Raw genomic sequence first — 11,852 nt, 5'->3', positions numbered from 1 at the left:
GTGTAGCCGTGGCGCAACATGGTGGGCAGCGACAGCAGGCCCCTGGTCACCACCGTCGCACCGACGATGCCCGTCGATGCGGCCAGGAACGCCCCCACCACCACGACCGAAACGGCCAGACCGCCGGGAAGAGGCCCGAACACCCGCGCCATGGTGGTCAGCAGGTCGTTGGCGATCTTTGATCGCTCCAGCGTGATGCCCATCAGCACGAACATCAGAACCGCCAGCAGGGTCTCGATCGACGCCCCGGCCAGCACCCGCTGGTTGATACGGTTGACGATGAAGGACACGTTGCGATCCATCGCCGTTTCCCAACCGCGCTCGAACACGGGCTGGGCGATGCGCGGCAAGTCCGGGTATCGGAATATGGATATCGATTCCGGCCTGACGCCGCTATTGACCAGGGTCTGGAACGCGTTGGACGACTGGTCGATCGCCTGGTGCACCAGCAGCCCGGAGCTGTCGAGCGCGGCGATGATCCCGAAGGAAATGACACCGGCACCACCGATCGCGAAGGCGACCGGAAAGCCCGACATGATGCCCCCAAACAGGCACAGCGCCACGATGATCAGGCCGATCTCGACGCCATCAAGTCCAAATAGCATGGTTCAACTGCCCCTGACTGTCAGTGTGTGCCCTCATAGGCTTCTTCTCCCTCGTCCAGGGAATCCCGGTCGAGGTATTTTCCCGAACTGCCCTCGCCTTCCTTGAACTCAAGGAACGAGCGGCAGAAGAACGCGACGGCCTGGATGAAGATCATGCCGGCCAGACACACCAGCAGGATCTTGAACAGGAAATAGGCCGAGAACCCGTTGGGCGAAAAGCTGATGGTCTCGACGTTCCAGCGCAGCGCGCGCGACTTCGTCAACATCCGCTCCAGCGTGTCGCTGGCCGACGGGTTGGGCACGATCAGATAGCGCCACAGATAGAACCAGCCATACATCCACACCATGATCGACAGCGGCATCATGAACAGCAGCGAGCCGAGCATGTCGATCACCTTCTTGGTGCGGAACCGGGCGCCGGCATAGAACAGATCGACCCGCACATGCCCGCCCTGCACGAAGGTGTAGCTGGCGCAAAGCGCGACCACCATGGCGTTGTAGAGCTTGAGTTCCTCAGCGTACCAACTGATGTCGAACTCGATGGGGATGCCCAGCCCGATCACGATGTCGGGGCGGCTGAAGATGCGCTGCATCACCACGATGACGACCTGCTGGATGACCATCAACAGCCCGGCCCAGGCAAAGAAGCGGCCGACGGTGTTGGCAAAGCCCTCGAGCAAGCGCACGACCTGCCACAGGAAACGATTGTAAAACATGCCGATGGCAACGACGATCAGGACCGTCGTGAAAACCACGAAAAAGAATTCCGACGACCCGCCGTAGTAGACAAAGCGCGAGATCGACTGCTTGTCGGACCAGTCGAGCCACAGCTGCGGGTGACTGACCGCGTAGGCAAGGTTGTAGAACGCCATGGCGATGTTCTGGAACAGCCAGGCGAGCCAATCCAACAGAACTCCGAACCCGCTGTTCGTGGCAGCATCTTCCATGACAGGCCCCTGTTTATATGCGGCGACTCATATCCCTGAGTCCGCCCGCCGTTGCGTGCGCCCCCGCGGCTACGAAAAATGCGCCCCCGCGCCAGGGCGGGGACGCAGCAACGGGGACTGATCCGGTTAAATCCCGATCACACGGTTTCGCTGGGCGGTGTAGGCGCCTTCCGACCGGCTGCCCCAGGCAGCAGAGGATTGCAGCGATTTCATGTAGCTGTCGTAGCAGTCCTTGTAGATGGGATCATCCATCGGGCCCTCGATAACCTCTTTCGAGGCGGCGCCGAACGCATCCCAGACACTGTCGGGGAATTCCATCACCTTGACGCCACCGGACTGGAGACGGCCAAGCGCGGCCGAGTTGTTGGCCATGAACAACGCCATGGTCCAGCTGCTCGATGCGCCCGCGACCTGCTCGATCACGGTACGCTGTGCGTCCGTCAGGCTTTCGAACACATCGAGGTTGGTGTTCAGGCTGAGCATCGGGCCGGGTTCATGGAAACCGGCGGTGTAGTAGATCTTGGTGATCTCCTGGAAGCCGGCCTTCTCGTCCGCCCAGGGGCCAATCCACTCGGTGCCGTCGATGGCGCCCGAGGACAGTGCCTGATACACTTCGGCGCCGGGAATGTTCTGGACGCTGGCGCCCAGCTTGCCGAGAACCTGGCCGCCTTGGCCGGGCATGCGGAATTTCAGGCCCTGGAAATCATCGGGGCTGTTGATTTCCTTGTTGAACCAGCCGCCCGATTGCGGGCCGGTGCTGCCGGCGGGGAAGAACTTCAGCCCGAAGATGCTGTAGAGTTCGTCGGCAAGATCCCTGCCACCGGCATGATAGAACCAGTTGTTGAATTCCTGGTAGGTCATGCCGAACGGCACCTGGCTGAAGAACGACAGCGCGGGGTGCTGCCCCATGAAGTAGTAGTCCACGCCGTGATACATGTCGGCCTGCCCCGAAGACACGGCATCAAACACCTCGAACGCGCCAACCAGTTCACCGGCAGCCTTGACCTCCACGGTCAACTGACCATCGGTGGCGGCGGTGATCATGTCAGCACAGTACTGAGCACTGTCGAACACACCGGCCAGGCCCCGGCCCCATGTGGTGACCAAGGTCAGCGTGCGCTTGCCCTGCGCATAGGCCGGCGCGGCCAGGCCGCTGGCTGCGGCCGCGGCGCCGCCGACGGCAGAAGTTGTCAAAAAAGAACGACGATCCATTGAGTGGTTCCTCCCAAAGTTTTGTTGATGCGCAACCCTTAGCGGGTTTGCGCGGATCGTTTCAAGTGTGTCGGACACTAACGGCAGGAATGCGTTGAGGGAATACCTAGTAATACTAATGAACATACGACGTTGCGGATTTTTTCATGCGCCCCTGCGCCGACACCCCCATTTCGCCCCGCCCGCGACCGGACCGGGCGCCTCCGCCGCCTCGCGGCGCGCCCCGGCGAAGACGAATCATGTTGGCGCGCCGCCGCCTTTGAAACCCGAACCCGCACGCGCCGGACCTGCACCGCTGCCGCGCCGCGCCGCGATGCGCTTTCTTCCCGTTGCCTGCGACATCGCGCAAGATTGGGCAAGATTTCCCTCGCCACGCGACATATCATGCGGCCACGCGGACATTTTCGCGGTTGACGCCCCCTGCCCCCCCTCCTAATGTCGGCGCCGCGAAACCGGAGTCCCGCACATGGCAACCATCGTGGTAATTGTAGACACTTGGCGCATGGGCCGGTAACGGACACCATATCCCGACCCCATGCGCCCCCGACACCCTCGGGGGTTTTTTATTGACAAGAACGACGTCGGCAACGGAGCAAAAGCATGACACGTCAGATGACCGGAGCGAAAATGGTGGTTCAGGCCCTCATGGATCAGGGCGTGGACGTCGTGTTCGGGTATCCCGGCGGTGCCGTACTGCCGATTTATGACGAGATTTTCCAGCAAAACAGCATTCGCCACGTCCTCGTGCGCCACGAGCAGGGCGCGGTCCATGCCGCCGAAGGCTACGCCCGCTCCACCGGGAAACCCGGTGTCGTGCTGGTCACCTCGGGGCCGGGGGCCACCAACGCGGTGACCGGCATCACCGACGCGCTGATGGATTCGATCCCGCTGGTGGTGCTGACCGGGCAGGTGCCCACGTTCATGATCGGCACCGACGCCTTCCAGGAGGCCGATACCGTGGGGATCACCCGCCCGTGCACCAAGCACAACTGGCTGGTCAAGGACACCGACGCGCTGGCCGGCACGCTGCACGAGGCGTTCCACGTCGCCACGTCGGGGCGCCCGGGGCCGGTGCTGATCGACATTCCCAAGGACGTGCAGTTCGCCACCGGCACCTATATCGCCCCGCAAAAGGCGCGCACATCGCACTACCAACCGCGGGTCAAGGGCGACATGGAGGCGATCACCCAACTGGTCGCCGCGATCGAGACGGCGAAGAAGCCGATTTTCTACACCGGCGGCGGGGTCATCAACTCGGGGCCGGCCGCCGCGCAATTGCTGCGCGAACTGGTCGATGCCACCGGCGCGCCGATCACCAGCACCCTGATGGGGCTGGGCGCCTACCCCGCCAGCGGCAAGGCGTGGATGGGCATGCTGGGCATGCACGGGCTTTACGAGGCCAACATGGCCATGCACGACTGCGACCTGCTGATCGCCATCGGCGCGCGCTTCGACGACCGGATCACCGGGCGCCTCGACGCGTTCAGCCCCGACAGCATCAAGGCGCATATCGACATCGACCCGTCGTCGATCAACAAGGTGATCAAGACCGACATCCCCATCGTCGGCGACGTGGGCCACGTTCTGGAAGACATCCTCAAGGTCTGGAAGGCGCGCGGCCGCAAGACCGACAAGGCCGGGCTGGCCGAATGGTGGGACCGGATCGAGGACTGGCGCAAGGTCGATTGCCTGAAATTCAGCCAGACCGGCAACGTCATCCGCCCGCAGCACGCGCTGTCGCGGCTGGAGGCGCTGACCCGCGAGCGCGACCGCTATGTCTGCACCGAGGTCGGCCAGCACCAGATGTGGGCGGCGCAGTTCATGGGGTTCGAGGCCCCCAACCGCTGGATGACCAGCGGCGGGCTGGGCACCATGGGCTATGGCTTTCCGGCCTCGATCGGGGTGCAGATGGCGCATCCCGAGGCGCTGGTCATCAACGTCGCCGGCGAGGCGTCGTGGCTGATGAACATGCAGGAACTGGGCACCGCCGCGCAATACCGCCTGCCGGTCAAGCAGTTCATCCTCAACAACGAGCGCCTCGGCATGGTGCGCCAGTGGCAGGAATTGCTGCATGGTGAACGCTATTCGCATTCGTGGTCGGAATCGCTGCCCGATTTCGTCAAGCTGGCCGAGGCCTTCGGCGCCAAGGGCATCAAGTGCAGCGACCCCGCCGACCTCGACGACGCGATCATGGAAATGCTCGACCACGACGGGCCGGTGGTCTTCGATTGCCTGGTGGAAAAGCACGAGAACTGCTTCCCGATGATCCCGAGCGGAGAGCCGCACAACAACATGCTGCTGGGCGAGGCCAGCACCCATGACGCGATCCGCGAAGGCGGCGCGGTGCTGGTCTGAGCGGGCACAGTGGGGGGCTGTCTGCCCCCCACACCCCCGAGAGTATTTCCGGAAAGATGAAGACTAGCCCCTGCGCGGCGACAGAAAGGAACACCACATGTCGGCCCTCAACATCGAAAAAGGTTCCACCAAGCATTCGGCCTACAACCTGCGGCCGCAATTCTCGGACGTGCAGGAAACCCACACCCTTGCCGTCACCGTCGATAACGAACCGGGCGTGCTGGCGCGCGTCATCGGGCTGTTTTCCGGGCGCGGCTACAACATCGACAGCCTGACCGTGGCCGAGGTCGACCATACCGGCCACACCAGCCGGATCACCATCGTCACCACCGGCACGCCGCAAGTGATCGAGCAGATCAAGGCGCAGCTGGGCCGGATCGTGCCGGTCCACGATGTGCATGATCTGAGCGTCGAAGGCCCCTCGGTCGAGCGCGAACTGGCGCTGTTCAAGGTCGTGTGCCAGGGCGACAAGCGCGTCGAGGCGCTGCGCCTGGCCGACATCTTCCGCGCCAACGTGGTCGACAGCACGCTTGCCAGCTTCGTGTTCGAGATCACCGGCACCCCCGACAAGATCGACGCCTTCGCCAACCTCATGCGGCCGCTGGGCCTAGCCGAGGTGGCGCGCACCGGCGTCGCGGCGCTGTCGCGCGGCGAGTGAGCGGCTCAGGCGGTCTGCGGGCCGTCGTCCTGCACCGAATCGGCGGCGTCTTCCGCCCCCGCCTCGACGACCAGCCGATAGAGGTGCCATGTTGCGTGGCCCAGCAGCGGCAGCACCACGAACAGCCCCAGGAAGGCCGGCACCATCGCCACGAAGGTGACCACGGCGATGAAGACCGCCCAGGCCAGCATCGGCACCATGCTGGAAAGCACGGTCTGGAAACTGGCGATCATGGCGGTCACGTAATCGACCTCGCGATCCAGCAGCAGCGGCAGCGCGATCACAGTGATCATGTAGAGAAGCAGCGCGAACGCCGCCCCGACAGCCGTGCCCACGCCCAGCATCGCCACCCCGTTTAACGTGAAGAACACGCCGTAAGATGTTGATATGTTTGTCATCGTGCTGAGCCCCATGAACAACGCAAAGATCATGTGGGCGATGAAGAACCAGAACAGGAACAGAAAGATGATGATCGCGCAGATCGACGGCAACTGCCGGCGCGACTGCAGCGCGACGACACCGAGGATGCGGTAGGCATCCATCGCCAGCCCCTGCTCCAGCCGGCGGCTGACCTCGTAGAGGCCCACCGCCGCGAAGGGCCCGAAAAGCGGAAACCCCACCGCCGCGAACACCAGCCAGTAGGTTTGCCCGGTGGCCCAGGTGACCAGCGCCAATAGCCAGCCGAAGACCACGTAGACCCCCGAGAACAGCAGCCCGTAGCCCGGTGCCCGCCGCATGTCGGCGTGCGCGCGGCGCAGGGCTTCGCGAAGCATCGCAAAATCGACCATCCCAAGGGGTGGTGCGCCCATCTGGGGGTTGTAGGGCATTCGGTTTCCTCCCGCGAACTCTCCTCCGGTCTCTACAGAAGCGATAATTGCCCTGTTAATCAAGCCTTGCCGCACGCGGTCCCCCGTGGGTGCGGCGCACAGACGCTGCGGGGCGCTCTGGACATCGCCGCGGCGGCATGCTCAATCGTTGCCATGACCGCGCAACCCACCCTTTCCAACTGGTTGTCGATCGCCGCGCTCGGGCTGATCTGGGGTGGCACCTTCATGGTGGTCAGCATCGCGCTGGAGGGGTACGGCCCGATTACCGTGGCCTGCGCGCGCACCTCGCTGGGGGCGCTGGCGCTGCTTGGGCTGATGCGCGCGATGCACCGGCCGATGCCCACCGGTGGCCTGCAGAGCTGGGGCTACCTGGCGGCGATCGGGGTGCTGTCGACGGCGCTGCCGTTCTTCCTGCTCAGCTGGGGGCAGCAGCACGTTCCTTCGGCCTTTGCCGGTATTTCGATGGCGGCGATGCCGCTGTTCGTGCTGCCGCTGGCGCACATCTTTTCGGACGAACCGATGCACCTGCGCCGCCTGGTCGGCGTGACCACCGGTTTCGTCGGCGCAGCGGTGCTGATCGGGCCGGGGCTGCGCGCCATCGGCAGCGATGTCTCGGTACTGGGGCAACTGGCGTGCATCGGCGCCGCGCTGAGCTATTCGGTCGCCTCGGTGCTGACGCGGCGCTGCCCGCCCATCGACCCGATCACGCTTGCCGCGATGTCGCTTTCGGTGGGCGCCGCGGTCATGGTGCCGCTGATGCTGGCCATCGAGGGCGTGCCCGGCTGGACGGGGGCGCGCAGCGGTCTGGCGATCGTGTTTTTGGGTCTGGTACCCACCGCACTGGCGGCACTGATCAGGGTGCACGTGATCCGCAGCGCCGGGTCGGTGTTCATGACGCTGGTCAACTACCAGGTGCCACTGTGGTCGATGGTGTTCGGCACCGTGGTTCTGGGCGAGGTACTGCCGCCGCGCTTTTTCGTGGCGCTGGCGCTGATCCTGATCGGGCTGGCGATCAGCCAGTGGAACAGCCTGCGCGCCCTGCTCAGCGGTCGCCGCCCGCCTGCACCGCCCACCACAAGCTGAGCGCCGCAGTGGTTTCGGCCACGTCGTGCACGCGCAGAATCTGCACCCCCTGCGCCACCGCGCCAAGTCCCACGGCGATCGAGCCATGGACGCGCGCGCCGGCGTCGCCGACGCCCGAGATGTCGCCGATGAACCGCTTGCGCGAGGCGCCCAGCAAAACCGCGCACCCCAGCGAATGAAACAGAGACAACCGCGCCAGCAGCGCCAGGTTGTGCGCCCGGGTCTTGCCGAACCCGATGCCGGGGTCGATGACAATGCGGGCGCGGGGGATGCCCGCCGACTCCAGCGCGGCCGCGCGCGCGGCAAGGAAGTCGTAGACATCGAGCAGCACGTCATCGTAGCGCGGGGCGCGCTGCATGGTCTGCGGATCGCCCTGCGCGTGCATGACGCAAACCGGCAAACCGGCCTCGGCGCAATAGCCCGCGAGCCCCGTGTCGAAGGTGAACCCGGACACGTCGTTGACCATGCCCGCCCCGGCATCCACCGCGGCCTGCGCGACGGCACGCTTGCGGGTGTCGATGGAGACCGGCGTCGTCAGCCCTTCCGCGCGCATTGCGGCGATCACCGGGACGGTGCGGCGCCGTTCCTCGTCCACGGCGATCTCGGTCGCGCCGGGGCGGGTGGATTCGCCGCCCACGTCGATGATGTCGGCGCCGTCGCGGGCCATGGTGCGGGCGTGGTCCAGCGCCGCGTCGGCGGCCGCGTGCGCGCCGCCGTCCGAGAAACTGTCGGGCGTGACGTTGAGGATGCCCATCAGGCGCGGTGCGTCCAGCCCCATGCCAGCGACGGGCGCGCGCGGCGCGCACAGGCGCGTCCGCACATCATCGGGCAGATCGGCCGCCGCGATCAGCCTCGGGGGCGCGTCGCGCGACAGCACCTCGACGGTGTCGAACCACGTCCAGCCGCCCGCAAGCGTCAGTGCGCCGGGAGCGCGGTGCGGGTCGGTCTGCGGGATGGGACGGTAATACTGGCTCATCGGCGTCTCTTGCCCATTCGGGGCCGCGCTTGCAAGGGGGCGGGGCCGCCGGCGCTACAGCACCCGCACGTCCGAGGCCACGGCGCGCAGCGGCAGGTCGGGCGCGTCGGGCAGCTCTTCGCCGATCACCACCATGTCGGCGGCCTGCATCTGGCGGGCGAACCACAGCACCAGCGCCAGCGCGTCGCGGGGGCTGGCCGAGGGGCCGTCGACCGCATCGAGCACGATCTTGGACGGCGCCCAGACGCTGATCTGGTCGTGGCGCATGGCCCAGTCCAGCTCGGTGCGGGAATTGACCACCACGCAGCGGGCGTCGCGCCCCGCCAGCACCCAGGCGTTCTGCTCGATGGCCAGCAGGTCGATGCGGCGCTGCGCCAGCGTCGCGCCGGCCTGCGGCGCGGGCACATCCGCCGGGCCGACGCACAGGATGGTGGGGCGATGTTCGGCCTCCAACTGGTCGATCCACGCCGACAGGTGTGGCGAGGCAATGGCGGCGTTCGACAGGTAGACCACCTGCGGATGGGGCCGGTCCTCGGGCATCGCCTGCACGCGCGGGTGTGCGGCGCGCACGATCTCGACGCCCAGGGCGCCGGGCCCGCGGTCGAGCTTTTCAATGCGCACGAAGACGCGCGCCGCCGGCGGCTCCAGAAGGATGCGCTCGGCCACCCGTTCGGCCAGGGTTTCCAGCAGGTTGAGCCGCTCCTCGGCCAGTTCGTGGGCGATCGCGTCGGTCACCTTGTCGTAGGACAGGATGCGGTCCACATCATCGTCAAGGCAGGCCGCGGCGGGGCGCACCTCGACCACGATGTTGAAGCGGATCCGCTGCGTCGTGCCGCGCTCGGCCTGGAAGGCGCCGATCTCGGCCTCGACGATGTGATCGCGCAGCGATATCCGGTCGAGCGTGCTGTCGCCGGCGGTGGCCTCGGCGCGTTCGGAGGGGTGACCGAAGGCCCATTGGATTTCGTTGCTCATGCCGATCTCCGGGCAGGCGTCGGGTAAGGGGTGGGGGTGCGATCAGACGTCCCTACCCTACCGCGCGCGGCGCCGGCGGCAAGGCCCGGTTGCGGCGCCACAGGGACGGAAAGCGCCATACCGCAGGGGGCGCGCGCGGGGTCAGTTTTGCGAAAGCTCGACCTGCGGCTTGTAGAAATGGTGCACGCCGATGGTGGCGGTGCGCGCGAACTTGCGCGCCCAGCGCGGCTTGACCGACTTGGCGTGGTAATAGGTCGCGCCCTCGGTCAGCGGGCGCGCGGCGCCATCCACCATCAGTCGGGCGATCTTGCCGGCGCGGCGGACGGCGGCGGCCTCGGTCATGGTTTCGGGCAGGCCGTCGCAGCTATAGCTGAACTGGCAGCGGTGCTTGGCACCGGTGCCCTGCTTGACCACCCCGCAGACCGAGCCGGGAAACCGTGCGCTTTCGGCGCGGTTCATGATCACCTCGGCGACGGCGAACTGCCCCTTGACGGTTTCGCCGCGCGCCTCGAAATACAGCGCCTCGGTCAGGCACTGCCATTGCGCCCCGCCCTTGGCGGGCGGAAGCCGATCCAGCCATTGCCGGGAATAGCGCACCCCGTCCGAATCGGTGTCGCGCAGCAAAAGCCGCTCCAGCCGTGATAACGTGACCGATCCGAGGCCCTGGCGCTCGGTCGCGATCACTTCCTTGTACGCCGTGTCCGCCGCGACCGCGGGCGCCCCCAGCACAAGCACAACAAGCGCCGTCAGACATTTGCGCATCTCGACATCCCCCGGGGCGCTGCCCCTTGCCAGTTCACCGGTCGCTATTACCGAAATTTTCGCGGCGCGTCCAGCCCACCCCTGTGCGGCGCATGCGCCCGCACCGCGAACGGGTATCTAGCCGCGCTCTTTCCAGCGTACCATCTGGCGCATGATGCCGTGCAATATCTGCACATCGGCGCGGGTCAGGGGCATGCGGCTCCACAGATTGCGCAGGTTGGTCTTCATGCCGGCGGCCTTGGTTTCGGGAAAGAAGAACCCCGCCTCGTCGAGCCGCTCTTCGTAATGATCGGCCAGGCGTGCGACGTCGCCGGCGCTGGCGCGGTCGGTGGCGCCGGTTTGCATTGATGAGGCAACCGGCGCATCGCTTGCGGCCCGGCGCCATTCATAGCCCATGAGCAGCACGCATTGCGCCAGGTTCAGAGACGGGAAATCCGGGTTCACCGGCACCGAGATGACCGCGTTGGCGCGGGCGACGTCTTCGTTTTCCAGTCCCGCGCGCTCGGGCCCGAACAGCACCGCCACCCGGTCGCCGGCGGCGATCCGCGCCGCGGCGTCGGCCATCGCGGCTTCGGGGGTGAAGACAGGCTTGGTCAGCCCGCGCGCCCGCGCGGTGGTGGCATAGACAAAGCCGGCATCGGCCACCGCCCCCGGCAGATCGTCATGAAGACGCGCCTCGTCCAGCAGGCGCCCGGCGCCGCTGGCCATGGCCACGGCGCGCGGGTTGGGCCAGCCGTCGCGCGGCGCCACCACGCGCATGCGGTCGAGCCCGAAATTCCACATCGCCCGCGCCGCGGCGCCGATGTTCTCGCCCATTTGCGGGCGCACGAGGACGAAACTGGGTTGCGGCCTGTCGGTGGGCATGCGGGGGGAAACCTCGGGCGGTTGGAAGCGACGCGGACGCGGTGATACGCGCATCCGGGCCGCCGGGAAACCCCCAATTGCCCCGGTGCCGGTTCGGTTCAGCCGATCAGGCCGCCCGCGGGGCCGAGCGCCCGGTAATGCGCGCTGAGCCGCTGCAACGCGATGCGCAGCACCACCTTGGCCGAACGCGCCGACCAGCCCAGCCGTTTCTCGGCCGTTTCCAGCCCCTCCTGGTAGCAGCAGCAGCGCAGCGCGATATCGCCCAGCCCCGGCCCAAGCTCGTGCAGCGCGCGCGCCACCCGGCGGCGCGCCGCCGATGGGCCAGGCGCCTCGCGTGCGTCCACCGCCGGGGGCGGCGCGGTGACCAGGCTTTCCCAGCCGCCTGCCGCCGACTCGGCCATGCGGGCCAGTTCGAAATCCTCGCGCAAGCGTTCGGCGGCGGTGACAAGCGCCTCGGACAGGAACGGCCCACCATCCCTGTCGCGGCGCCGCGCCAGGGCCGCGACGGGGGAATCGGGGGCGCTGTAGCGCATGCGCCCGCCGTCTTGCGCGGGCGGGACGGCCGCATCACCGGCGCCGCCGGGCCGGCCT

12 protein-coding genes are annotated in these 11,852 nt (G+C 66.8%); 3 read left to right on the top strand and 9 right to left on the bottom strand.

Annotated elements, in window-relative coordinates:
• The 3 genes from Q0L89_RS11350 to Q0L89_RS11340 form a co-directional block, all read right to left on the bottom strand.
• On the bottom strand, positions 1–605 hold a 605-nt coding region (locus tag Q0L89_RS11350; RefSeq protein WP_296765108.1), incomplete at its 3' end, for a TRAP transporter large permease subunit.
• A 20-nt stretch (positions 606–625) separates the two neighbouring features.
• A complete protein-coding gene (locus tag Q0L89_RS11345) occupies positions 626–1,552 on the bottom strand; it encodes a C4-dicarboxylate ABC transporter permease (RefSeq protein WP_296765105.1) in 927 nt (308 codons plus the stop codon).
• Between the two features lie 126 nt (positions 1,553–1,678).
• A complete protein-coding gene (locus Q0L89_RS11340) occupies positions 1,679–2,764 on the bottom strand; it encodes a TRAP transporter substrate-binding protein (protein ID WP_296765102.1) in 1,086 nt (361 codons plus the stop codon).
• Positions 2,765–3,364: 600 nt separating this feature from the next.
• Between Q0L89_RS11340 and Q0L89_RS11335 the strand changes: the two genes are divergently transcribed.
• Entirely contained in the window at positions 3,365–5,119 is a 1,755-nt protein-coding gene (locus tag Q0L89_RS11335) for an acetolactate synthase 3 large subunit (RefSeq protein WP_296765099.1), read from the top strand.
• Positions 5,120–5,216: 97 nt separating this feature from the next.
• Positions 5,217–5,777: an acetolactate synthase small subunit gene (gene ilvN, locus Q0L89_RS11330; protein WP_296765097.1), complete on the top strand. Its 561-nt coding sequence runs from the start codon at positions 5,217–5,219 to the stop codon at positions 5,775–5,777.
• Positions 5,778–5,782: 5 nt separating this feature from the next.
• On the opposite strand, the gene Q0L89_RS11325 is transcribed toward ilvN, so the two are convergent.
• Complete coding sequence (locus tag Q0L89_RS11325) at positions 5,783–6,604, bottom strand: DUF2189 domain-containing protein (protein WP_296765094.1); 822 nt, start codon at positions 6,602–6,604, stop codon at positions 5,783–5,785.
• A gap of 153 nt (positions 6,605–6,757) precedes the next feature.
• On the opposite strand from Q0L89_RS11325, the gene Q0L89_RS11320 reads away from it, so the two are divergent.
• Positions 6,758–7,687 (top strand): DMT family transporter, encoded by a 930-nt coding sequence (locus Q0L89_RS11320; RefSeq protein ID WP_296765091.1) that lies wholly within the window; start codon positions 6,758–6,760, stop codon positions 7,685–7,687.
• On the opposite strand, the gene folP is transcribed toward Q0L89_RS11320, so the two are convergent.
• The 5 genes from folP to Q0L89_RS11295 all read right to left on the bottom strand — a co-directional run.
• On the bottom strand, positions 7,647–8,663 hold the full coding sequence (gene folP, locus Q0L89_RS11315; protein ID WP_296765088.1) for a dihydropteroate synthase: 1,017 nt from the start codon (positions 8,661–8,663) through the stop codon (positions 7,647–7,649). The genes Q0L89_RS11320 and folP overlap by 41 nt on opposite strands.
• A gap of 54 nt (positions 8,664–8,717) precedes the next feature.
• Positions 8,718–9,635 carry a dihydroneopterin aldolase gene (locus tag Q0L89_RS11310; RefSeq protein WP_296765086.1) on the bottom strand — a complete coding sequence of 306 codons (918 nt, stop codon included), beginning with the start codon at positions 9,633–9,635 and terminating at the stop codon, positions 8,718–8,720.
• Positions 9,636–9,776: 141 nt separating this feature from the next.
• Positions 9,777–10,397 (bottom strand): cell wall hydrolase, encoded by a 621-nt coding sequence (locus tag Q0L89_RS11305; protein ID WP_296765084.1) that lies wholly within the window; start codon positions 10,395–10,397, stop codon positions 9,777–9,779.
• 117 nt (positions 10,398–10,514) lie between these two features.
• On the bottom strand, positions 10,515–11,261 hold the full coding sequence (locus Q0L89_RS11300; protein WP_296765082.1) for an RNA methyltransferase: 747 nt from the start codon (positions 11,259–11,261) through the stop codon (positions 10,515–10,517).
• Between the two features lie 98 nt (positions 11,262–11,359).
• Positions 11,360–11,852, bottom strand: a 493-nt coding sequence (locus Q0L89_RS11295; protein ID WP_296765080.1) for a DUF6456 domain-containing protein, incomplete at its 5' end; no start/stop codon positions are given.

The organism is Sediminimonas sp. (genome assembly GCF_024637375.1).
Lineage (GTDB): Bacteria > Pseudomonadota > Alphaproteobacteria > Rhodobacterales > Rhodobacteraceae > Sediminimonas.
Note: the sequence above shows the minus strand (reverse complement) of the source record. Positions and strands in the feature narration are given on the sequence as shown.